This is a genomic window from Pseudomonas sp. B16(2017) (assembly GCF_002113205.1).
Classification (GTDB): Bacteria; Pseudomonadota; Gammaproteobacteria; order Pseudomonadales; family Pseudomonadaceae; genus Aquipseudomonas; species Aquipseudomonas pharyngis.
Window position 1 is genome coordinate 280,301 of record NZ_NEKA01000005.1, and the last position, 22,402, is coordinate 302,702.

A 22,402-nucleotide genomic window follows, 5' to 3' on the forward strand; every position below is an offset into this window, starting at 1 on the left:
AAAAGCCCCCGCCCAACCCGCTGCGGATAGGGGACGCAGCGGGCTGGACGGGGGCTTCTTGTTACGGAACGCTTACTGCGCGATGGTTTTCACCGACACGCCGCGTTCGACCGGGGTGGAGCGACCGTAGATATCTTCGAAGCGCTCGATATCGTCTTCGCCCAGGTATGAGCCCGACTGCACTTCGATGATTTCCAGCGGGATCTTGCCCGGGTTGCGCAGGCGATGCACCGAGGCGATCGGGATGTAGGTCGACTGGTTTTCAGTGAGCAGAAACACGTTCTCGTCGCAGGTCACTTCGGCGGTTCCGCTGACCACGATCCAGTGTTCTGCGCGGTGGTGGTGCATCTGCAGCGACAGGCACGCGCCCGGCTTGACCGAGATGTGCTTGACCTGGAAGCGGCCACCCATGTCCACCGAGTCGTACGAGCCCCACGGACGGTACACCTCGCAGTGGTTCTGGGTTTCGCTGCGGCCCTGGGCGTTGAGGGTGTTGACCATCTGCTTGACGCCCTGGACCTTGTCCTTGTGGGCGATCATCATGGCGTCCTTGGTTTCGACCACGACGATGTTTTCCAGACCGATCACCGACACCAGTTTGCCGTTGCCGTGGATCATGCAGTTCTTGCTGTCCTGGATCACCACGTCGCCCTTGCTGACGTTGCCGTTGGCGTCCTTCTCGTTGACTTCCCACAGCGACGACCAGCAGCCGACATCGCTCCAGCCGGCGGTCAGCGGCACCACGCAGGCGCGCTGGGTTTTTTCCATCACGGAATAGTCGATGGAGTTGTCCGGGCAGCAGGCGAAGGTGGCTTCGTCCAGGGTGACGGTGTCGGCATCCTGCTGGCTGCGCTCGAGGGTCAGCAGGCAGGTGTCGTAGATGTCCGGATCATGCTTTTTCAGTTCTTCGAGGAAGCGGCTGGCGCGGAACAGGAACATGCCGCTGTTCCAGTAGTAACCGCCGGACTCTACGTACTCGGTGGCGCGTTTGACGTCGGGTTTTTCCACGAAGTGCGAGACGCGGCTGACGCCTTCCGGCAGCAGCGAATCACCGGTGGACTTGATGTAGCCGTAACCGGTTTCCGGTTTGGTGGCCGGCACGCCGAACAGCACCATCTCGCCGTTTTCGGCGGCGACGGTGGCCAGAGCGAGGGCGCGTTGCAGGGCTTTCTGGTCTTCCAGAACGTGGTCGGCCGGCAGTACCAGCATCAATTCGTCGCGACCTTCATTGACCAGCATCATCGCGGTCAGGGCCACGGCCGGCGCGGTGTTGCGACCGAAGGGTTCCATCAGGATGCGCTGGCATTCCAGATTGCGGCTGGCCAACTGCTCGTTGACGATGAAGCGGTGATCCTTGTTGCAGACCACGATCGGGGTGTCCATGCCTTCGAACACCAGACGCTCGAGGGTTTGCTGGAACAGTGTGTGTTCGCCGGTCAGGGCGAGGAACTGCTTGGGAAACTGCTTGCGCGAAAGCGGCCAAAGACGTGAGCCGCTACCACCTGACAAGATCACCGGAATCATATTGTTTACTCCATTAATTCGATTGGGTTAGAGCCACGAACCTGTGTCGTTTCACTCTTGTTGTTGTCTCGTAGCCGAACTGACAACCCGGTCAAGGGTGGGAGGGGGCTTGCTCCCGAAGGCGGTGCATCAGTCGACATATCTGTTGAATGTCGGACCGCTTTCGCGAGCAAGCCCGCTCCCACAGGGGGGGAACGGCGTCAGTTCAGAAAAGGATTAGCGGGTCGACACCGGGCGTTTCACCCAGACTGGCGACAGGTTGCTGCCGTTGCCGGTGACGTACAGCACGGCTGCTTCACCGCGCTCCAGGGCGACTGGTTTGACGTCGCCGACTTTCTTGTCACCTTCGTACAGCGCCAGGCTGACTTTCACCGGGTTGATTTCACGCTCGCCACGGCCCTTGGCGGCCACGTTCGGCACCACGTCGGTCTTGCCGTCGGCGGTCTTCAGGGTCAGCGACTTGTCGCTGAGGTTCTGCACGCGAACCAGGGATTTCTGCTTGTTCTTGAACGGCGGTTCTTCGATCAGTTGCGGCGCGCCGGAAGCGTTGTTGACCAGGGTGTAGTAGTGGTCACCGGCGAGTTTGACCGGCAGGGTCTGGCTGCCGACCTTGGCACTGTAGTCGCCGCCCGGCATGAAGCTGAAATCGCTGCTGGCCAGCGGCGCGACGTCGCTCAGATTGGTGCTGCCGACGGTGGCGCTGACTTCAGCGTTGCTGGCGTTGTAGACGCGTACGAAGGTCGAGCCTTTCGGTGCAGTCGGGCCGTACAGCGCAGCGTCGCCACCGGCGAAGGCCTGGACCGACAGCACGCTCAGACCCGCAACCAGAGCGAAGCGTTTGGCGAGACGACGAGGAGTTGTAGTGAAAGTCATGGTGTACCTCTCTTTCAGTTTTGCGCCCGATCGGGCGTCTCGGATTTAGTGTTGATGGCTACGTTTTGTTGGCGAGCACCGGCTTGTTTGAGCTCTGCGACCCACTGTGGGTCGGCGTCGCCGATTTCGTTGTTCACAGGCAGATATCGTTCAGGAAACTCCCAGATCAGCACCTGTGGCGGGCTGTTCTTGAAGTCATCGCTTTTCAGGTAGCTGAGCATCGGCAGGATCGGGCCGTGACCGTCTTCGGCGTAATTGACCACGTCGCTGTGCAGCGCTTGCTTGAGCGCACCGACAAAGTTCCAGTTCGGGTTGGCGCTGTAGCTGGTGCCGATCAGGGCCACCGGCACTTCGCTGTTGGCGAACAGGGCGTCGTCCCCGGCAGGTTGCTCGACGGCCACGGTGTTGCGCTTTTGCAGCGGTTCCTTGGCCGGCATCAGGTTTTCGAACAGCGGATCCAGCGGCAGGAACAGACGCAGGTCGCCCTTGTGCGTGACCTTCTCCGCCGGGGTGGTGACGAAGCGCTGTGGCTCGCCGCTGAGCGGGAACTTGTCGGCGATGGTCCTGGCCAGGGTGTTGGCGGCGATTTCCGCGCCTTCAGGGGTCCAGTGGGTGTCGGTGCGCAGGAACACTTGCTGACCGTTCTGCTTGGCCGCTTGCAGCGGGCCGAGCAGGTCGGGGGCGAGGATCTTGTCCGCCGCGACACGGGCGTGGAAGTCCTGATAGAGGTTGGCGTGGATGCTTGCCGGTTTCACTTCACCCAGGTGTTCCGGGTACAGGCGAGCCTTGGCCGGCACGATCGCCATCACCAGTTTCACGCCTTTCTCTTTCAGGGTCTGGCGCACGCCTTCGACCAGCGCGTAGTTGCCTTGCAGGTTCAGCTCTTCGTTGACGATCGGGTTGAATTCCTCATCGCTGTACAACCACTGATCGCGACCGAGCACCACGCCCGGACGACCTTCGTTGAACAGTTTGAAATCCAGCGCGGCCCAGAGGTTGGTGCCCAGGCGCTTGATCGGGAATTCGTCGTCGTAGTGGGTTTCCACGGCTTTGGTCCAGCGACCGTTGAGCACCGTCGCATCGGCGTTGGTGCTGAAGCCGAAGAAGCTGCGCACCGAACACAGACCGAGCACCAGCAGGGTCACCAGAAACAGCGCGATGTAGAAGATGCGTAATGAGCGGGTCATGTCAGATCCCTCAGAACTGGAAGTAAAGGAACGGCGAGAAGCTTTGCGCCGAGAGTTTGAGAATCGAGGCGATGAACAGCAGCAGGATCAGCCCGCGCATCACGTAGCGCGACCAGTCCGCGGTCCAGTAGGCCGGTTGCACCTGGGCTTCGACGCCGACGGTGTAGCCAGGCTCGTGGATGCTCGCCGGGTTTTCGCCCGGGGCTGCCTTGATCATTCCCGGAGTCGCCGTGGCCGGGCCATTGGCCTCGACGTTGACTTCAGGCTTGCTCTTGGCCGGCGGCTGGTTGGTGTACAGATCGCGCAGGCCGAAGAACGCCAGGGTCACGTAAGCCACCACCAGGGTCGCCACTTGCAGGCCGGTGAGGCTGGCCTGGTTGAGTTCCGACAGCGACCAGTCGCCGAAGCTGAACATCGCGCCGTACATACGGCCGGCAACGTGCAGGTTTTCGGCACGGAAGATCACCCAGCCCATGACCACCAGCAGGAACGTCAGCGCCCAGCGGATCGGGTTGAGGCTGCGCGGCGCGGTGTTGAGGCCGAGCATTTTTTCGATCGCCAGCCACATGCCGTGCCACGCACCCCAGACGATGTAGGTGATGTTCGCGCCGTGCCACAGACCACCGAGCAGCATGGTCAGGAACAGGTTGCGATAGGTCATCAGCGTCCCTTTGCGGTTACCGCCGAGGGTGATGTACAGGTAGTCACGCAGCCAAGTCGACAGGCTGATGTGCCAGCGGCGCCAGAACTCGGTGATCGACTGGCTGATGTACGGCTGCTTGAAGTTTTCCATGAAGCGGAAGCCCATCATCAAGCCCAGGCCGATGGCCATGTCGCTGTAGCCGGAGAAGTCGAAATACAGCTGCGCGGTGTAGGCCAGTGCGCCGAGCCATGCATCGCCAGTAGTCGGGTTTTGCAGGGCGAAGCAATGGTCGGCTACCACGGCGAGGGTGTCGGCGATGAACACCTTCTTGATGAAACCCTGCATGAACCGCGTGCAGCCCTCGGAGAACTTGTCGAGGGTGTGGGTGCGGTTGTTGAACTGGTCGGCCAGGTCACGGAAACGCAGCACGGGACCGGCAATCAGGTGCGGGAAGATCGCCACGAACGCCGCGAAGTCGATCAGGTTGCGGGTGGCCGGGGTGTCGCCGCGGTAGACGTCGATGATGTAGCTGATCGACTCGAAGATGTAGAACGAGATACCGATCGGCAGCAGCACGTGGGTCAGGATGAACGGCTCAAGTCCCATCGAGGTCATGATCGCGTTGATGCTGTCGACCCCGAAGTTGGCGTACTTGAAGTAGCCGAGGATGCACAGGTCCACCGCCACGCCGAGCAGCAGCCAGCGCTGGGCCGGTTTGGTGCGCACGCCGGCGGCGCCGACTTTCAGGCCGATCCAGTAGTTCCACAGGGTGACGCCGGCGAACAGCGCCAGGAAGTCCACCCGCCACCACGCGTAGAACACGTAGCTGGCGATCAGCAGCAGCAGGTTGCGATAGCGTTGCCCGCTCAGGTAGTACAAGCCGAGAAAGATCGGCAAGAACAGAAACAGGAACACGTTGGATGAAAATACCATCCCGATCTCTCCATGTTTGAACCAACAGTCAAGGGCCAAAGCCCCCCCAAACCCCCCACAAAAATTCAGAGGGCGACATCACTTCACTGTGGGAGCGGGCTTGCTCGCGAAAGCGGAGTGTCAGTCGACATATTTTTTGAATGTCAGACCGCATTCGCGAGCAAGCCCGCTCCCACAGGGTTTATCGGTGTACTCAAGAACCTTTGTTGCCCTTTTCGTGGGACGGGTCGTAGACCTTGGTCAGGTCGCCGCCGAGGCGGAAGGTCTTGAACGGCTGCATGCCGTGTTTTTTCTCGATCACATCCGGCGAACAGGTGTATAGGGTGCAGAACGGTTCGAGCCAGGCGAATTTCATGTCCTCTTTCAGGTCGGTCATGTCCTGCTCTTTGCCGTTCTTCTTCTCGAACTGATCCGGGTCTTTCACCCCGGCCAGTACCCGATCACCCAGACGTTTCAGCGCGCCGTTGTTTTCCTGACGCAGATCCACACCGTTGACCTGGGCGAAACTGGCGATCATCGCCAGTGGCGGCAGGGCGTAGTTGTGATAGGCGAGGGCGCGTTGCTGACGCTTGAGTTCGTTCGGCAGGAAACCGTCGGCATCGACTTGATTGACGCCGACCTTGTATTCCTTGACTGCCCAATCGAACAGGTCGCGGCGGTTGGTCGCGACCGATGTCGCCATCACCGACCACGCGGCCCAGTACGAGTGGTTATTGGTTTTTTCCAGCGGCAGGTTGTCCCAATCGCTGACCACCTGATCAGCCATTTTGCTGAACCAGGCTTCGATCACCTGGGCTTCCTGCTGATGCTGGGCCAGCGGATGGGAGTCGGAGAACTTCAGGCGAATGTACGAAGACGCCATGCTGCCCAGCGCCCATTTGCGCATCGACTTGCCGGTGTGGTTGAAGTCCTTGGACATCAACGCATCGGCCTTGGCCCAAGCTGTCAACCAATTCAGCGTGCAATCCAGTTGTTCCGGACGGCCGTCGCGCATGAACTGCATCACCCGCTTAGCAGTGCCGCGCTCAAGTGTGGTGATGTCTTTGGTGGTGTCGCGGAAGGCCTTTTCCGACTGCACGTTCAGCGTCGCGCGAGCCTTGTCCGAGCCTTCGTACTTGCTGCGAAATTGCAGCGGGCCGGTGTAGGGCGTCGGCATCGCATCGCAGCCTTCGCTCTTGTCGCCGGTCTTGAATTTATCCACAGGCGCAAAATAGCCCTGTGGCGGACGCAGTGGTGCGGCGGCCTGCGCGGTGCCGGCGAAAATCGCCAGCCCGAGCAGCGTCGGCGCCAAAAGAGTTTTCAGTTTCGGATTTCGCATAGCAGACCTCATTGCCCGACCTGAGCGGTTTGTTGCCCAGCGCCCGGGAATACGTTGCGTTTGCAGATTTTCGCTTCGACTTTCTGTGGCGCGGTGCCCGCTTCCGGGCCCTGGACTTCGACCGCCAGCAGGTTTTGCGAGGCCCAGTCTTCGTCCGTACGCAACTCAAAGGCGAAACGACCGTCGGTATCGGAGGTTTCCGGTTTCTCGATCTTGATGTCCTCGTGGCGACCGTTCATGTACCAGAGGGTGGCTTGCAGGGTTTTCACCGAGGTGTCGGCGAAGCGGATGTCGACCTGATGGCTGCTGTTCTGCAGGTTCAGGTTCTTGCTGTTGACCAGCAGTTCTTGTTTGCCGCCCGGCTTGAGCGTGGTGCTGGCGGACATTTGCGCCTCTTTGCCTTCGCAGCCGTTGTCGAGCAACGCCATCATCTGGCGATAGATGGTTTCCTGGTCGAGGCGGTACAGCGGCGAGAATTCCCAGATGAGGATTTTCGGCGGCGTCTTCTGGAATTCGTCGCTGCCCAGGTACTGCAACATCGAACCTTCCAGACCGCCGCCGGGGAAGGCGACGTTGAGAATGTCGGCGCCGATGGCTTCTTCAAGGAAACCGGCGAAGTTGTAGTTCTTGCCGCTGTGCGAAGTACCCACGAGGGTGATTTGCGGATTGCCGGAGTCACCGAACAGATCGCCGTCACCCGCTTCGCCTTTCGGCTCGGTGGTGAACTGGTCCATGTACTGGATCGCGTAACTGGTGCCGCACAGTTGCCCGGCCATGTTGTGCAGGGTGCCGGTCTTGCCCATGCGTCCGGAGCGTTTGGTTTCGAACTCACGCTTGGGAATGTCGGCGAAGGCCGGAATCTGCTTGACCTTCTCGGCGACGATTTTTGCCGTGCGCTGGGCACCGTATGGCGTCCAGTGCTGGTCGCCGCGGAAGTAGAAATCGTGGGCGGGCAGGGTCTCCGGCAGCGATTCGTTGGTCAGCGGCGAAAGGTCCGGCACCACGTAACCCATCTTGGCGAAACGGCCGAGCATGGTCTTGTAGTTGCCCAGCGCTTTCTCGTAATCGAACGCGGCTTTTTCCGCCGGGTTGAGCTTGTTGCGGTTCACCAGACCACGGGTCGGCTGGTAGACGATCACCAGTTCGACGCCTTTGGCCTTGAACGCATCGTGCAGCTGTTGCAGGCGTTTGTAGCCGGCCGGTGTGGTGTTGAACTCGGTGCGCAGGTCTTCCTGGGTTCGGAACAACCAGTCGCCCTGCGCTTGCACCAGAGTGGTGAAGTTCTGCTGATAGCGGGTGGTGTAGTTCTTCGCGTCATGGGCGGCCGGGCACAGGCTGCAGCACGGTTCGGCGGTGAACGTTGGCGCTTTCACTTCGTCCGCGCGGGCGCCGTTGCTGGCCGCCAGAATGCCCACGGTCAGGGCCGACAGGCTGAGTAATTTGATCAGGTGTGGGTGCATAAAATTGTCCTCAGTCCTGCAATTCGGTCTGGCGTTCGACAGGGTCGATCAGCACGGCTTTCTGCTGGCGCACCAGCAGGTCGAGAATTTCATCCTGGCGCTCGCCGAGGATGCCGTTGAAGCTGATGCCGCTGGATTTGGTCGGCGCCAGCATCGACACGCGATACAGCTCGACACTCAGGGGCGAATCGATCGACAGCGGGCCGCTGCCGTTGGCCGCCAGTTCACCGCCGACCACGATCAGCGAGACCTGGGCGTCGAACGGGTCGAGCTTGATGTCACGGTCGGTGTCGGTCAGGTCCTTGATGTGCCCGTAGACGCCGGTCAGGCCGTTGGCCATGGCGACGTTTTCGTAGAGGCGGATGTTCACGCTGTTACGAATGCGGATGCCGTGGCGCTTGTTGCTGATGACCTTGTTGCCCCACAGCAGGTTGTCGGCGGACTCGTAGAGGGTGATGCCGTCGGTGTGGTTCTTGTAGATCTCGTTGTAGGCGATCAGGTTGTTCACGCTGTTACGGTCGATCACCAGCCCCGAGAGGTGGTTGTCGTAGCTTTTGTTGTTGAAGATGAAGCTGTCGTTCACCTCACGGGAAATGATGATCCCGTGCTTCTTCTTCGTGCCGTACACCGTATTCTCGGCAATGATCAGACCGTGAGAACGGTCGTGCGGGTCGATGCCGTAGACGATGTTGTCCTTGTAGGTGTTGCCCTTGACCACGAAGTCGCGGGTCTCGTAGCAGTAGAAGCCGTACCACATGTCCGAGAACTCGGAGCCGACGATCCAGCCGGTCGGCTCGGGACGCTTGAGCACCTTGGCCATGTTCGGCGTGTACTGGGAAATACTCACACCGTAGGACTTACTGTTGGCGTAGCCGAAGCTGGCCATCTTGCTGTTGACGATGTAGGTCTCGGTGCCGCCCCAGGCCAGCAGGAACGGGCGAAATTCCTTCGGCGAACGGAAGGTCGCCGGGCCGTTTTCCTTCTCGCGCCAGCCAGTGATTTTGGTATCACGCACGAACAGCTGGCCGTCGTTGACCAGGAACGAACCGGCCTCCTGGGACAGGCGCAATTCCTGGGTCTGGCCGTCGATCTCGAGGATGCCTTTGCGGCCGACCACGATCGGCAACTTGGCCAGGTAGACGCCCGGCGAGGTTTCGCTGAAGTACTGCTTGGGCAGTTTCTGCGCCAGCTCTTTCAGGTTCATGTAGCCGTCGTCGACGAAGATCGCCTGCGGGATGCCGTGCTGACGCACCACCCATTCGGCCATCTTGTTGTCGCCGCCGATGAAGTCCTTCAGGGCGTCTTCCTGCATCATCCGGCGCACGCTGATCTTGCCCGCTTTGCTGCGCACGATTTTCGCGGCGGCGGCTTCGGCGGTGTAGCCGGAGAGGTCGGGCAATTTCGGCTTGGCCAGTTCCAGCGCTTCGGTCGGCGCGCTGCTGACGGTGTAGGTCTTGGCCTGTTGCAGCTCCTTGGCGGTGGTCGCGGGTTTGGCCGGTTCCACACTGGCGAAGGCGCCGGCCGAGGCCAGCAGCATCGCGCCGGCCAGCAGGCTGAGTGAGCCTTTGCGGGCACTGTTCATGTCGGGCACTCCCTTGGCGGTCAGCATCAGAAGCGCCAGATCACGTCGATGAACGCGCGGTGCATGTACGAATCGACCTGGCTGCCATAGGCGTCACCCGGCTTGAACACGCCACCACGGAAACGCACCAGCGCCGACGGTTCGTCGATCGACTGGCTCAGCGCCGCCGGCAGCAAGCCTTGCTTGAAGTACTTGGTGACCACCAGATCCATTTCCTGGCCCAGATCCTTGTTGCCGTCCTGCAGTGGCAGGGAAGTGCTGGAAAGGATCGCGCCGGTGACGTCGTCGGTGTTGTTCTCCACGGCGTTGATGCCGTTGCTGCCCACCGGCTTGTTGCCGTCCACGCGCCAGAACTTGTGGTAGATCAGGCTGGCGTCGTACTGGTCGTTGAGCATCCACGAACCGAACAGGGTGGCGGTCTGCATGTTGTTCATTTCGCCACGGAAGGCCTCGCCGAAACGGTGAACGCGGGAGCGAGTACCGGTGTAGTTCGAGCGGTTGCTTTCCAGGCCGTTCTGTTCGTAATCGGCGCTGGCACGGGCATACGCCGCACCGACCTGCCATTGCGGATCAAGGCGCAGACGCACACCGATGTCGGTGGCCCAGCCGTCGACGTTGTCACTGCGCTTGGCCTGGGCCGGGCGGGTGCCGTCGGCGTTGAGGGCGTTGACCGTGTCGCGGTCGCCGCTCATGCCGGTGATGCTGCCCCAGTAGTTGACGGTGTTGGTGTTGCGCCAGTTGTAGGCGTCGCTGTCTGCGGTCAGGCCGAGCCAGCTGATGTCGCCGTTTTCTTTCTTGTCCAGCGAATCGCCGGCCACGCCTGGCTCCGGATAGTCGAGCTTGCCGTCGTCGTGGGTGTGGTGACCGCGAATCCCGACCCAGTTGCCCGGTGTCCACTGGTAAGCGGCATCGGCGTAGGCGTGCAGGCGATCCTTGTCTTTGGGGGCCAGCTCTTTCAAGTCGGTGCGGTATTCGCTGAAGCGTTCGGCGACACCGGCGTTGGCGCGCAGCAGGGTGGTATCGAAAGTCCAGTTCAGGGCTTCGATGTTGGTGTCGCGCCACTGGCCGTCGTCGTTGCGCAGGCGCTGGCGACCGAACTTGAGGATCTCGCCGGGGTAGGGCGTCAGGCCGCTGTAGCCGACCCAGAACTCGCGCATCGCCAGGTAGTTTTTCTTGGTCTTGCGGTCACCGTTGTCGGTGGTCTGGGTGCCCTCGCTGTCGGACTGCTGCAGGGTGTCGGTCTCGATGATGTCGGTCGAGGTCACGGCCTGGCCCATGGCATAGGCGCTCCACGCGCCGCTTTCGCCGTAGACCCACGGACGCAGATCGAGGCCGATGCCGTTGACGTCGCCGCCGCTGGCGGTGCCGAGGTCGCGGTCGTCTTCGGACTGGCCGGTGATTTTCACTTCGAGGCCGAAGTTCTTCGATTCAGTCATCGCGGCCAGGGTCGGGCAAGACCAGATCAACGCGAACGTGAGGCCAATGCCGGCCTTCACAAAGGGATTCAATTTCATGGTTTTTCCTCGCCGTCTTCTTCTTGCAGGGCGTGCAGTTGCAGCGTGTTCGGGCTCAGGGCGCCACGGGTCGCCTGTTCCTGTTGCAGCAGGCGCTGGGCTTCGGCCAGGCGCTCGGGCGGCAGTTGTGCGGCGAGGGTGGTCGCCAGCTCATCGGCTTGCGGGGTGTTTTGCGCCTTGGCCAACTGGCTGAACACATAGGCATTGAGCGGGTCGGGCTTGGTGCCCTTGCCTTGGGAAAACAGCTGGGCGATGGCGAAGTCGGCGCTGTTCTGGCCGTTGCGCGCAGCGGTCAGCAGATGGTCGAGGGCCTTCTGCGGATAGACCTTGCCCAGGTAGCCACGGCGGTAGATCTGGCCGAGGTAGTAATCGGCGGCGACTTCGCGGCCGACGGCTTTCTGGAAATGTTCCTCGGCGACTTTGGCGTCGGCCGGGACCAGTTTGCCTTCGTAGTAGAGCTTGCCCAGCAGCAGTTCGGCGCGCGGCTGATCGGCGGCGCGGCCGTTGTCCAGGTACTTCATCATCTGGTCGACGTCGCCCAGTTCCGGGAAGTCGTAGAGCAGTTGCGCGAGGGTGACCCACGACGCCGGGTAACCCGGCGCGATCGGCTCGAGCAGCGACTGCGCGGTTTTTTCGTCGGTCTTGCCCAGGGTCGAATCGGCCAGCACACGGGCCACGGAGTCCACCCGCTGAGCACTGACGGTGCCGCGGCTGTAACCGGCCTGCAGTTGTTTGATCAGCTCGGCCTGCTGCTCCGGCGCGCCACGTTTCTGATAGACCGTGGCCAGCTCGACGTAGCAGATGTCGGTGGTGTTGAGCGCGGCCTTGCAGATCTTTTCCACGTCATCCAGATGCTGGTCGTACGTGCCTTGGGTGCGATACAGCAGCACTTGTGCGAGACCTGCTTCCGGGTAACCGGATTTGCGCCACTGGTCGATCTGCTGCTGGGCGTTGATGTTCGGGAAACTGTGCGGGTATTGCAGGTACAGCATCGCGAGCGGGATCAGCGTGTTGCCTTCGCCACTGGCGGCGGCCTTTTTCAGCAGGCTTTCGGCTTCCTGATGCTCGGCTTCGGTGGAGCCGGGCTTGGCCACCAGCAAACGACCGAGTCGGGCCTGGGCACGCGGCGAAACACTGGCGGCGGCGCGGTAGGTGGCTTCGGCCTGTTTCATCTGTTCCGGATCGCGGCTGTCGACCTGGATGTCGGCGAGGCCCACCTGGGCTTCGCTGTAACCCAGGTCGGCCAGCGCACGGTAGTTCTGCGCGGCGGTCGCGGTGTCACCGCGCTTGAGCGCTTCGTTGGCCAGACGCTGGTCGGGCAGGCCGGCGCAACCGGCCAGGGCGATTGCCATGGCCAGCGTCAGCGGGACCGGCAGGATTCTGATAGGGCTCGTCACGGGCATGTCCTCGACTTAAAGACCGGCAGCCATGGCTTTGTCGATCAGCCAGTTCAGGTTCGGACCACGGTCGCTGTTGACTTCCACCGGGCGGCCGGCGAAGCGGCTGTCCAGCGGCTCGTCAGGCTGGATCTGCACACGGATGTCGGAGGACAGGTCGGCACTTTTCAGGCTGGTGCTGCTGACGATCTTGCCGGTGCGGGTCTTGTCTTCGCCGGCGATCTGGAAGCTCACCGGGGTGCCCGGACGCACGTCGCCGAACTGGCGATAGGAGAAGCGCGCATCGACGGTGGCCTGGGTGTTGCGCGGCACCAGCTGGAAGATCACGTCGCCCTTGCTCGCGTATTGACCGTCGGCCACCAGTTGCTGGGCCACGGTGCAATCGCACGGCGAGGTCAGGGTGCCGGTCATCTGTTTGCCGAACAGTTCTTCAACCTTGGCCGGGGACAGTTGATCTTCTTCCAGGTGACCTTTGAGTACGTCGAGCATGCTGGTGCTGAACGTCGCCAGCGGTGCGCCCTTGGCGGCGACGCCGTCGGACTTCACCAGGCTCTGCACGGTGCCGTCGCGCGGCATGGTGATGTTCATCCCCGGCACGCTGACCAGACCGGCCTGCGCATGGCTGACGAAGTACATGCTGTACACCGATTTGAAAATGAAACCCGCCGCCACCAGCCCGACCGCGAAGATACCGGCGCTGAACGTCACCGCTTTCAGACGCCCGAACGGGGTCATGCCGGAGTCGCCGTCCTTGACCTTGCGGGCCTTGGTGAAGTTGTCGCGCTGCAGGGTTGCCAGCACTTCGCCGATGCTGACGATGTCGCCGGCCAGGTGCGAAGTGATCAGGTGGCGCAGGGTGGAAATGTCCTGCGGCTCGAGGTTCTGGAACTGGCAGCCAGCACGACCCGTCTGGCGGTCGTAGGAGCGCACTTGCAGTTCAACGTCCATGGCCAGGCCGAGGTTGTCGATGACGAACTGCAGACGCGCCTTGTACACCTCGCCGACGGTCAGCGGCAGTTGTCCGGCGTTGAACGCCAGACCACCGGCGGACAGGTCGAGGACCCGCGCTTCAACCGGAGTCCGGTCGGGGCCGAAGAAACGCAGCTTGGCCGGGATTTTCACACGGGCGTGCTGACGCTGGGCTTCGGATTCATGCACTACGTTGGCGTTGACGGCGGTATTCATGGGGGCGATTTCCTTGTTAATTCAATAGGGGCAGGTCAGACCATCATCAGCAGCACGGCGACGAAAATGCTGCCGGCGGAGAAGGTCATGGTCCGAGACGACCAGGTGTTGAACCAACGTTGAAAGCTGGCGAGATCACGGGTCAGGGAAGTGGGTTGGCGAGTCCAGGATTGTTGGTCGAGGCGGAAGAACACGTAGATCTTCACCAGCGCACCGACGATCTGGTTGTAATAGAGAATTGCCGGGTAAGCCGGGCCGATCCGGTGGCCTGAGCAGGACAGCAGCAGCGTCAGAATCAGACGGGTGATGCCGATCCACAGCAGGTAAACCAGGATGAACGCGGTGCCGTACTTGAAGCTGGCGATGATTGCCACGGTCAGGCCGAGCAGCGAAGTCCACATCGAAACGCGCTGGTCGAACAGCACCACCGAGGTGAAGGCGCCGAGGCGTTTTACACCCAGGCCCAGCGCTCGGGAGTTCTGGCGCAGGTTGTTGCCGTACCAACGGAACATCAGTTTGCGGCTGGCCTTGATGAAGCTCTTTTCCGGCGGGTGTTCAACGGTGTTGATCGCCGCATCCGGCACGTAAAAGGTGTCGTAGCCCAGACGCATCAGGCTGAACCAGCTCGACTTGTCGTCGCCGGTCAGGAATTTGAAACGGCCCAGACGCCAGTGTTGCAGCGAGTCGCTTTCAACGTCGGCGATGAATTCCGGGTTGGTGACCACGGTGGCGCGAAACACCGACATGCGCCCGGTCATGGTCAGCACGCGTTTGGACAGGGCCATCGAGCACATGTTGATGTGGCGCTGGGCGAAACGCAGCTTGTGCCATTCGCTCATGATGTAGCCGCCGCGCACTTCGCAGAACTCGTTGGTGGTCAGGCCGCCGACGTTGCCGAACATCTGGAACCACGGCACGGTTTTGCGCACGACGCCTTCGCCGAGCACGGTGTCGCCATCGATCACGGCCACCACGGCACGGTCGTCCGGCAGGTGACGGGAGATCGCGCGGAAACCATAGGCCAGGCCATCGCGTTTGCCGGTGCCGGGAATGCGTACGAAGTCGAGTTTCACGCGGTCTGGCGGATTCATCCGCGCCCACAGTGCCTTGACCAGCAGCTCATCGGACATTTCGACGATGGAACAGACCACGGTGGTCGGCAGTTCGCAGTCGATGGCTTCGCGGATCACCGAGCTGTAAACCTGCGCGGTGGTCAACGCGTCGATGCGGAAACTGGTGACCATCAGAAACACATGGGACGGGTCCGCCGCCTTACCCAGCTTGCGAACCTTGCGGCGCAGGTGCGGGTAGACGATGTAGAGAAAAATCATGCCGCGCACAAAGTGCGTGGCACCCATCGAGTAGCGCCAGATACCTACGGCGCCAATCAGGAAAATGAAGTCCTTCGACTCGGAGTCGAATGTGGACGTGGGCAGCATCAGGGCCAGGCCCATCAGCAGGCTCAGAAACAAAAGCCAGCCGGCGGATTGCAGAAAAAAATGTTTGAGCTTGGACATGACCGTCATCCGAAGGTGATGGGGGCTTCAAGCCGCCCGCCGATTCACGGCGTGCGGCCTGAAGCTCGAGGCTTGCTGCTGCGTTACCAGCAGATCCCTTCGGTGCGGCTACCGGCGCTGGTGGCCTTGGACATGAAGCCCACCAGGTCGATCACCTGCTTGCCCTGCGGCGCTTCTTCGGCGAGGGCGCGGAACTTCTCGTCGCGGTTGCCGAGGATGATCACGTCGGAGTTGTCGATCACCGAATCGAAGTCCGAATTGAGCAGGGACGATACGTGCGGGATCTTCGACTCGATGTAGTCCTTGTTCGCGCCGTGGACACGGGCGTACTGGACGTTGCTGTCGTAGATGCTCAGGTCGTAGCCCTTGCCGATCAGCATCTCGGCCAGTTCCACCAGCGGACTTTCGCGCAGGTCGTCGGTGCCGGCCTTGAAGCTCAGGCCCAGCAGGGCGACTTTGCGTTTGTCGTGGCTTTCAACGATGTCGAAGGCGTTCTGCACTTGCGATTCGTTGCTGCGCATCAGCGAGTTGAGCAGCGGCGCTTCGACGTCCAGGGAGCCGGCGCGGTAGGTCAGGGCGCGCACGTCTTTCGGCAGGCACGAACCGCCGAAGGCGAAGCCCGGGCGCATGTAGTACTGCGACAGGTTGAGGGTCTTGTCCTGGCAGACCACGTCCATCACTTCGCGGCCATCGACGCCCACCGCTTTGGCGATGTTGCCGATCTCGTTGGCGAAGGTCACTTTGGTGGCGTGCCAGACGTTGCAGGTGTACTTGATCATCTCGGCGACGGCGATGTCCTTGCGGATGATCGGTGCGTCGAGTTCTTCGTACAGCGATTGCAGAACGTCACCCGAAGCCTTGTCGAACTCGCCGATGACGGTCATCGGTGGCAGGTCGTAGTCGGCGATTGCGGTGGATTCACGCAGGAACTCAGGGTTGACCGCCACGCCGAAATCGACGCCGGCCTTCTTGCCGGAGCAGTCTTCGAGAATCGGGATGACAACGTTTGCCACGGTGCCCGGCAATACGGTGCTGCGCACCACGATGGTGTGGCGGGTGGACTTTTCACGCAGGACAAAACCGATCTCGCGGCATACCGCTTCGATGTAGTTCAGTTCCAGGTCGCCGTTCTTTTTGCTCGGCGTACCGACGCAGATCATCGACAGGTCGGTGTCGCGAATCGCTTCGGCGAAGTTGGTCGTGCCGCGCAGACGACCGGTCTGGATACCTTGTGCGAGCAACTCACCCAAGCCCGGTTCAACAATGGGAGATTTGCCAGCGTTGATCATGTCGATCTTGTCTTTGGCAACATCGACGCCAACCACGTCATGGCCCCGTGCAGACAGGCAACCGGCACATACTGCGCCAACGTAACCCAAACCAAATATGCTGATGCGCATCGCAATTACCTCTGTATATATCAGGCCTTAGAGGGCCGGAGTTAATGGTGTTCAGCGTTCATTAGTGCACTCGAAAGTGCGGCATACAGGCGCCACAATGCCGTGTGCAGGCATACTAAGTTTCGAGTGTCTAAATAAGTGCACTCAAGATGTGCGTAACCAGGCCTTGTTGTTATGACGTGCCCTGTTATGCAGCCGATCTTCTTTGGAGAAGACTCTTGTGCAATCGTCTTGCGCGCTCGATGTCAGGATTAAAGTCCCGTAAATCAAGCGGTTGGGTGCTCAGGCGAGCACGTTTATAAGGGCGCGGCCATGGCCTTTGTAGGGGATATTAATGGTGCGTATCTCCTGTCCATCGTCTGGTTTGAGACTAGTTAGTCATCTAGGCAAGTTGCTGTGACAACTTGGTTACATGGCTATCTGCTCCGCGTAAGTTATCTCGTACAAACTCGGCGAGAATCGTTACCGGTGGTATGAGCTATGCATTCGGACGAAGTTCCTGTCCGCTCATCGCGAAATCTGAAATTTCTTGAAATATTGTCAGAGATGGCACCAGTATCAATTTGATAGCAGTTTCGTTTTCGACCTTTAATAACAGGCGAAAAATCACGTTAGATAGTTTTGTGCCACTACGGTGAAAAAATTTAGGTGCCACTACTGAAAAAAATGATCAGTGTCGAGTGAAACTAATCTTAGAAAAGACAGGGAGGTTTTTCTGGCGCCAGTAAAATGGCGAAATGTTGCGAGGGATTTTTGACATCGTGCGAGCTGCACGACTCTTCATATAAAGAGTCGTGCATTAGGCATGCTTTATTCGGGGGCGTGATCGCGTAGAAAAACCAGATTATCCGGTTTCGATTGCTCGGCGCTGTAGCGATAACCCTGCACATCGAACTGTTTGAGCAGGGCCGGATCGTTGATTTTTTCCTGGATCACGAAACGGCTCATCAGGCCTCGGGCCTTTTTCGCGTAGAAACTGATGATCTTGTATTGGCCGTTCTTCAGGTCCTTGAACTCGGTGTTGATGATCCGCGCATTCAGCGCTGTGCGTTTCACCGCCGAGAAATACTCGTTGGATGCCAGGTTCAACAGCACGTCATCGCCCTGATCGGCCAGCGCTTGGTTCAGCCATTCGCTGATGCGCGTGCCCCAGAAGGCGTACAGGTCCTTGCCCCGGGCGTTGGCCAGTTTGGTGCCCATTTCCAGGCGATACGGCTGCATCAGGTCGAGCGGGCGCAGCAGGCCGTAGAGGCCGGAAAGCATGCGCAGGTGCTGTTGCGCGTAGTCGAAATCGGCTTCGCTGAACGACTGGGCGTCGAGACCGGTGTAGACGTCACCCTTGAACGCGAGCAGCGCCTGCTTGGCGTTTTCCGGCGTGAACGCTGGTGTCCAGCTGCCGAAGCGCGCGGCGTTGAGGCCGCCGATCTTGTCGGACACGTGCATCAGTTCGCTGATCTGCGCCGGGCTCAGTTCGCGCAGTTGCTGGATCAGTTCCTGGGAATGGTCGAGGTATTGCGGCTGAGTGAAGCGCTGGGTCGCCGGCGGTGTTTCGTAATCGAGGGTCTTGGCGGGGGAAATCACCATCAGCATGAAGTCGTCTCCTTTAATCGTGGGGGCGATTCTAGGGGGTTGGGGCGGATGACTCCAGCTATCACGTCCATAGGTGATCGGCGGTTTGCCAGCCGGATCGGCTATAGTGCGGCGCGGGTTTTGTTATGGAGACACCCTTTGCGCATTGTTCTTTTCTTCACCGCGTGGCTGTTGAGCGTCGGTGCCGTTGCGGCGCCGGGCGATATCGCGACGCTGGATCGCAGCACCTGGCCGGAAAAGCTCGACAACCCGACGCTGTTCGATGTCGCCTCGCGGGCGGAAATCCTGATGTTCGCCCGGGGCCTGCTCGGTACCGAAGCGCTGGACGAGGCGGCGCTGGCCCAGCGCCTGGGGCTGCGCACGGTGAATCTGGAGGCGATCAACAGCCTGCGCGAGCGGCTGTGGCAGCGTCTGCTCGCCAACTACAACTTTGCCCAGCAAAGCTGCGATCAGGATGCCTCGTTCTGCTTCCTCGTCGAAGACCTGCCGACCCTGCGCGAGCAGGCCGCCAAATTCGTGGTCAGCGACGAAAGTTATTACACCAAATGGGCCGAACCGAGCCGGATCTTCCACCTGCAATACCTCGATGAGCTGATGCGCAAGGCGGCGCTGTCACCGCAAACCAGCAGCGAACTCGATCATTTCGGAGACTACGAGCGCAACGGCGACGATATGCACGATCGCCTGTTTCTGCTGAGTTTCGACAGCGCCGCCAACCTGCAACCGGACAACACCGACTGGCTCGCCGAGTACTTGCGCAAGTCGAACCTGAGCGGCACCTTCTTCATGTTGGGCAAGGATGTTCAGGCACGATTGGCCGAGCGTTCCGTCAGCAGCCTGCAAGCGGCGTTTTCGCAGCAGTGCGTCGGCGTGCAGGGCTGGGAGTTCCGCTCCCACAGCCACTGGCAGGACTGGCAGGATTCGGTGCGGCGCAGTGCCGATCTGGTCAAGAACAAGTTGCCGGAAAACTACGTGCCGCTGTTCCGTCCGCCGGAAGGGCAACGTCGCAGCGATGCCCGTAGTTTCTTCAACAGTCAGGGCCTGCAAGTGGCGCTGTGGGACATCGATGCCCAGGACGGCGCCGGCAAGCTCAAGGGCAGCCAGAGTGCGCAACGGGTCCTGACCCTGATGCTGTTGTGGCGGCACGGGGTGATCAATTTCAACATGAAGCAGGATGCAGTGAAGACTGCGTTGCCGTGGCTGATCACGCAAACCGCGCAAAGCGGCATCGGCTGGGAAGACTGTCAGGACGCGTTTCGCTGAAAAACGGCAAGAGCCCGGAAACATTGGGCTTGGGGTGAATTTTTTGCAGAATTCGATGCAGGCGGACTTCCGACTCTAACGGGGGCAGGGCAGTCCGCCAAGGGCTTTTCGTCACTTTGCAAAATAAACTTCAAAAAAGCGTCAAAGTGCTTTTTTCTGTCACGGGTTTTGGAGTATTACGAAGTCAGACCGCCGAAACCTGCAACACAGGTGGCGTCTTCCAAGACCCATTTTGTGTGCGGTTCACCTGCTATCCCGACAAAAGCTGTGCAGGTGGATTCGGCAGTCACTTCGAGGCGCAGCACCGCCGAGGTATTGCGTCGAATGGCTCCCACAAAGGTGACCGAGTATGGATGATCACGGACGTAGCCCTTCCTCCAACCAGCCAATCCTTTATGTACTCGATACCAACGTACTGATTCACGATCCGAACGCCCTGCTGAATTTTGAAGAACACCACGTCGCGATCCCGATGACCGTGCTTGAAGAGCTGGACAAGCTCAAGAGCGGGCATCACAGCGTGGCCGCCGAATGCCGTCAGGCGATCCGGCTGATCGACAAGACCCTGGGCGATGCCTCACCCGATGATGTTGAACAGGGCGTGCCGATCCAGCGCGGCAAGGGCGGTCCGAAGGGCTTGCTGTCGATTCTGATGAGCAAGCAGGCCGAATCGAACCTGATTCTGCCCGAGCATCTGAACGACAACAAAATCATCAACCAGCTGATCGACCTGCACACCCGCGAACCGAGCAAACCGGTGGTGCTGGTCACCAAAGACATCAACATGCGCCTCAAGGCGCGCGCCTGCGGGATCGACGCCGAGGACTACAGCACCGACCAACTGGTCGACGACGTGTCCCTGCTGCCCAACGGCTATCACAACATGACCGGCTCTTTCTGGGACCGCGTGAGCAAGGTCGAAACCCGTCAGGACCACGGCCGCACCTGGCATCAGGTACAGCTGATCGACAACCTGCCTGCCGTGCACATCAACGAATTCATCATTGATGAGCAGGGCTTCGTCGGCTGGATCAAGGAGATCGAAGAAGACAAGCTGCTGATCCTCGACCTGCACCAGGAACCGCTGCTGCACCAGGAAGCCTGGGGCCTCAAGCCACGGGACATCTATCAGAGCCTGGCGCTGTACGCGCTGCTGGATCCGGATATTCACCTGGTCAACCTGTCCGGTGCCGCCGGCTCGGGTAAAACCATTCTGGCGCTGGCGGCTGCGATCGAGCAGACCATGGTCAGCAAGCGTTATCGCCGCATCATCGCCACCCGCAGCGTGCAGGGCCTGGACCAGGAAATCGGCTTCCTGCCCGGCACCGAGGCGGAAAAAATGGAGCCTTGGCTCGGCGCCATCACCGACAACCTCGAAGCCTTGCACATGGATGACGAAAACACCCATGGCAGCGTCGACTACATCCTCAGCAAAGTGCCGTTGCAGTTCAAATCGCTCAACTACATTCGCGGTCGCAGCTTCCAGCAGAGCCTGATCCTGATCGACGAATGCCAGAACCTCACGCCGCACCAGATGAAAACCATCATCACCCGGGCCGGCGCCGGTTCCAAAGTAGTGTGCCTGGGCAACCTGGCACAGATCGACACCCCTTACCTGTCCGCGACCAGCTCCGGGCTGACCTACCTGACCGAACGTTTCAAGGATTTCCCCAACGGTGTGCACATCACCCTACAAGGGGTGCCTCGCTCGATCCTGGCCGAATACGCCGAATCGCATCTGTAACCGTCCACAACCAACCGGGCGGCCCCAAAGCCGCCCGGTTTTTTATGTGCGCAATTCTGACCCCCAGGTTTACAATCGACGCTCCTGATCAGGAGTAATCCCGTGCTGACTCATCTCGATTCCCAAGGTCGCGCCAACATGGTCGACGTCACCGAAAAAGCCGTGACGTTCCGTGAGGCGACGGCCCAAGCGCTGGTGCGCATGCTGCCCGACACTCTGCAGATGATCGTCAGCGGCGGCCATCCCAAGGGCGACGTGTTCGCCGTGGCGCGCATTGCCGGCATTCAGGCGGCGAAGAAAACCAGTGATCTGATTCCCCTGTGCCATCCGTTGATGCTGACTGGCGTCAAGGTCGAACTCAGCGCCGAAGGCGATGACACGGTACGCATCGTGGCTCGCTGCAAACTGTCCGGGCAGACCGGCGTCGAGATGGAAGCGTTGACCGCCGCCAGCGTCGCCGCGCTGACGATCTACGACATGTGCAAGGCCGTGGACCGTGGCATGACCATCGAAAGCGTGCGTCTGCTGGAGAAGGTCGGCGGCAAGAGCGGGCATTTCCAGGCGGAGCAGCCATGAACCTGACCGTGAAGTTTTTTGCCCGTTACCGCGAGGCGCTGGGCGTGGATTCGGTGGAGGTCGAGGGTGATTTCGCCACCGTCGATGACGTTCGTGCGTTGTTGGCGCAGCGAGAGGGCGCCGAGGTGCTGAGCGAACAGAACCTGATGTGTGCGCGCAACGAAGACCTCTGCCAGCTCGACGAGCCGGTGGTGGACGGCGACGAAGTGGCGTTTTTCCCCACCGTGACCGGAGGCTGAGCCATGGGGATTCGGGTGCAATCCGAACCGTTCGATCCGGGTGCCGAAGTCAACGCGATGCACGCGGCCAATGTCGGGGTCGGCGCGGTGGTGAGTTTTGTCGGCTACGTGCGCGACTTCAACGATGGCCTCGATGTCGCCGGAATGTTCCTCGAACACTATCCGGGCATGACCGAAAAGGCCCTCGGCAAGATTGCCTTGGAGGCCGAGCAGCGCTGGCCGCTGTTGAAGCTGGAAGTGCTGCACCGCATCGGCGCGCTGGAACCGGGCGAGCCGATCGTGTTTGTCGCCGCCGCCAGCGCCCACCGCCAGGCGGCGTTCGACGCCTGCGCCTTCGTCATGGATTACCTGAAAACCCGCGCGCCTTTCTGGAAGAAAGAGAACACCAGCGACGGCCCGCGCTGGGTCGAAGGCCGTGACAGCGATCATGCGGCGGCGGATCGCTGGAAGCAGTAGA

General features: G+C 60.6%; 18 protein-coding genes. 5 read left to right on the forward strand and 13 right to left on the reverse strand.

Going from position 1 to position 22,402, the window contains the following annotated elements:
• Positions 1-72: 72 nt before the first annotated feature.
• The 13 genes from CAG25_RS10980 to yaaA all read right to left on the reverse strand — a co-directional run bounded on the left by CAG25_RS10980 (position 73) and on the right by yaaA (position 18,123).
• Positions 73-1,524 carry a mannose-1-phosphate guanylyltransferase/mannose-6-phosphate isomerase gene (locus CAG25_RS10980; RefSeq protein WP_064382465.1) on the reverse strand — a complete coding sequence of 484 codons (1,452 nt, stop codon included), beginning with the start codon at positions 1,522-1,524 and terminating at the stop codon, positions 73-75.
• A 216-nt stretch (positions 1,525-1,740) separates the two neighbouring features.
• Positions 1,741-2,397 (reverse strand): alginate O-acetyltransferase AlgF, encoded by a 657-nt coding sequence (locus CAG25_RS10985; protein ID WP_064593524.1) that lies wholly within the window; start codon positions 2,395-2,397, stop codon positions 1,741-1,743.
• Between the two features lie 14 nt (positions 2,398-2,411).
• Positions 2,412-3,584, reverse strand: coding sequence for an alginate O-acetyltransferase (locus CAG25_RS10990; protein WP_085611401.1), 1,173 nt, complete (start codon positions 3,582-3,584; stop codon positions 2,412-2,414).
• A 10-nt stretch (positions 3,585-3,594) separates the two neighbouring features.
• Positions 3,595-5,160 (reverse strand): MBOAT family protein, encoded by a 1,566-nt coding sequence (locus CAG25_RS10995; protein WP_085611402.1) that lies wholly within the window; start codon positions 5,158-5,160, stop codon positions 3,595-3,597.
• 193 nt (positions 5,161-5,353) lie between these two features.
• On the reverse strand, positions 5,354-6,478 hold the full coding sequence (locus CAG25_RS11000; protein WP_085611403.1) for a mannuronate-specific alginate lyase: 1,125 nt from the start codon (positions 6,476-6,478) through the stop codon (positions 5,354-5,356).
• A gap of 8 nt (positions 6,479-6,486) precedes the next feature.
• Positions 6,487-7,938 carry an alginate O-acetyltransferase gene (locus CAG25_RS11005; RefSeq protein WP_039769449.1) on the reverse strand — a complete coding sequence of 484 codons (1,452 nt, stop codon included), beginning with the start codon at positions 7,936-7,938 and terminating at the stop codon, positions 6,487-6,489.
• A 10-nt stretch (positions 7,939-7,948) separates the two neighbouring features.
• Positions 7,949-9,520, reverse strand: coding sequence for a mannuronan 5-epimerase AlgG (gene algG, locus CAG25_RS11010; protein WP_085611465.1), 1,572 nt, complete (start codon positions 9,518-9,520; stop codon positions 7,949-7,951).
• 26 nt (positions 9,521-9,546) lie between these two features.
• Positions 9,547-11,034, reverse strand: a complete 1,488-nt coding sequence (locus CAG25_RS11015) for an alginate export family protein (protein WP_085611404.1) — start codon at positions 11,032-11,034, stop codon at positions 9,547-9,549.
• On the reverse strand, positions 11,031-12,437 hold the full coding sequence (gene algK, locus CAG25_RS11020; RefSeq protein WP_085611405.1) for an alginate biosynthesis TPR repeat lipoprotein AlgK: 1,407 nt from the start codon (positions 12,435-12,437) through the stop codon (positions 11,031-11,033). The genes CAG25_RS11015 and algK overlap by 4 nt, the downstream gene beginning before the upstream one ends.
• Before the next feature lie 9 nt (positions 12,438-12,446).
• Complete coding sequence (locus CAG25_RS11025; protein WP_039769455.1) at positions 12,447-13,616, reverse strand: alginate biosynthesis protein Alg44; 1,170 nt, start codon at positions 13,614-13,616, stop codon at positions 12,447-12,449.
• 35 nt (positions 13,617-13,651) lie between these two features.
• The gene (alg8, locus tag CAG25_RS11030) at positions 13,652-15,133 is read right to left on the reverse strand and encodes a mannuronan synthase (RefSeq protein ID WP_163974069.1); all 1,482 of its coding nucleotides are present in this window, start codon (positions 15,131-15,133) and stop codon (positions 13,652-13,654) included.
• Between the two features lie 83 nt (positions 15,134-15,216).
• Complete coding sequence (locus CAG25_RS11035; protein ID WP_011332560.1) at positions 15,217-16,533, reverse strand: nucleotide sugar dehydrogenase; 1,317 nt, start codon at positions 16,531-16,533, stop codon at positions 15,217-15,219.
• An 810-nt stretch (positions 16,534-17,343) separates the two neighbouring features.
• Entirely contained in the window at positions 17,344-18,123 is a 780-nt protein-coding gene (yaaA, locus tag CAG25_RS11040; protein ID WP_085611406.1) for a peroxide stress protein YaaA, read from the reverse strand.
• A gap of 138 nt (positions 18,124-18,261) precedes the next feature.
• Between yaaA and CAG25_RS11045 the strand changes: the two genes are divergently transcribed.
• From CAG25_RS11045 to moaE, 5 genes are all read left to right on the forward strand, one after another.
• Positions 18,262-19,386 (forward strand): polysaccharide deacetylase family protein, encoded by a 1,125-nt coding sequence (locus tag CAG25_RS11045; protein ID WP_085611407.1) that lies wholly within the window; start codon positions 18,262-18,264, stop codon positions 19,384-19,386.
• 349 nt (positions 19,387-19,735) lie between these two features.
• A complete protein-coding gene (locus CAG25_RS11050) occupies positions 19,736-21,130 on the forward strand; it encodes a PhoH family protein (protein WP_011332563.1) in 1,395 nt (464 codons plus the stop codon).
• Between the two features lie 102 nt (positions 21,131-21,232).
• The gene (gene moaC / locus CAG25_RS11055) at positions 21,233-21,706 is read left to right on the forward strand and encodes a cyclic pyranopterin monophosphate synthase MoaC (RefSeq protein WP_064382454.1); all 474 of its coding nucleotides are present in this window, start codon (positions 21,233-21,235) and stop codon (positions 21,704-21,706) included.
• On the forward strand, positions 21,703-21,945 hold the full coding sequence (gene moaD / locus CAG25_RS11060; protein ID WP_064593540.1) for a molybdopterin converting factor subunit 1: 243 nt from the start codon (positions 21,703-21,705) through the stop codon (positions 21,943-21,945). The genes moaC and moaD overlap by 4 nt, the downstream gene beginning before the upstream one ends.
• Before the next feature lie 3 nt (positions 21,946-21,948).
• The gene (gene moaE / locus CAG25_RS11065; RefSeq protein ID WP_011332565.1) at positions 21,949-22,401 is read left to right on the forward strand and encodes a molybdopterin synthase catalytic subunit MoaE; all 453 of its coding nucleotides are present in this window, start codon (positions 21,949-21,951) and stop codon (positions 22,399-22,401) included.
• Position 22,402 lies beyond the last annotated feature (1 nt).

Excerpts from the sequence above, each read along its gene's own strand:
- CAG25_RS10980 (WP_064382465.1), bottom strand. The coding sequence starts at position 1,524 with ATGATTCCGGTGATCTTGTCAGGTGGTAGCGGCTCACGTCTTTGGCCG.
- CAG25_RS10985 (WP_064593524.1), bottom strand. The coding sequence starts at position 2,397 with ATGACTTTCACTACAACTCCTCGTCGTCTCGCCAAACGCTTCGCTCTG.
- CAG25_RS10990 (WP_085611401.1), bottom strand. The coding sequence starts at position 3,584 with ATGACCCGCTCATTACGCATCTTCTACATCGCGCTGTTTCTGGTGACC.
- CAG25_RS10995 (WP_085611402.1), bottom strand. The coding sequence starts at position 5,160 with ATGGTATTTTCATCCAACGTGTTCCTGTTTCTGTTCTTGCCGATCTTT.
- CAG25_RS11000 (WP_085611403.1), bottom strand. The coding sequence starts at position 6,478 with ATGCGAAATCCGAAACTGAAAACTCTTTTGGCGCCGACGCTGCTCGGG.
- CAG25_RS11005 (WP_039769449.1), bottom strand. The coding sequence starts at position 7,938 with ATGCACCCACACCTGATCAAATTACTCAGCCTGTCGGCCCTGACCGTG.
- algG (WP_085611465.1), bottom strand. The coding sequence starts at position 9,520 with ATGAACAGTGCCCGCAAAGGCTCACTCAGCCTGCTGGCCGGCGCGATG.
- CAG25_RS11015 (WP_085611404.1), bottom strand. The coding sequence starts at position 11,034 with ATGAAATTGAATCCCTTTGTGAAGGCCGGCATTGGCCTCACGTTCGCG.
- algK (WP_085611405.1), bottom strand. The coding sequence starts at position 12,437 with ATGCCCGTGACGAGCCCTATCAGAATCCTGCCGGTCCCGCTGACGCTG.
- CAG25_RS11025 (WP_039769455.1), bottom strand. The coding sequence starts at position 13,616 with ATGAATACCGCCGTCAACGCCAACGTAGTGCATGAATCCGAAGCCCAG.
- alg8 (WP_163974069.1), bottom strand. The coding sequence starts at position 15,133 with ATGTCCAAGCTCAAACATTTTTTTCTGCAATCCGCCGGCTGGCTTTTG.
- CAG25_RS11035 (WP_011332560.1), bottom strand. The coding sequence starts at position 16,533 with ATGCGCATCAGCATATTTGGTTTGGGTTACGTTGGCGCAGTATGTGCC.
- yaaA (WP_085611406.1), bottom strand. The coding sequence starts at position 18,123 with ATGCTGATGGTGATTTCCCCCGCCAAGACCCTCGATTACGAAACACCG.
- CAG25_RS11050 (WP_011332563.1), top strand. The coding sequence starts at position 19,736 with ATGGATGATCACGGACGTAGCCCTTCCTCCAACCAGCCAATCCTTTAT.
- moaD (WP_064593540.1), top strand. The coding sequence starts at position 21,703 with ATGAACCTGACCGTGAAGTTTTTTGCCCGTTACCGCGAGGCGCTGGGC.
- moaE (WP_011332565.1), top strand. The coding sequence starts at position 21,949 with ATGGGGATTCGGGTGCAATCCGAACCGTTCGATCCGGGTGCCGAAGTC.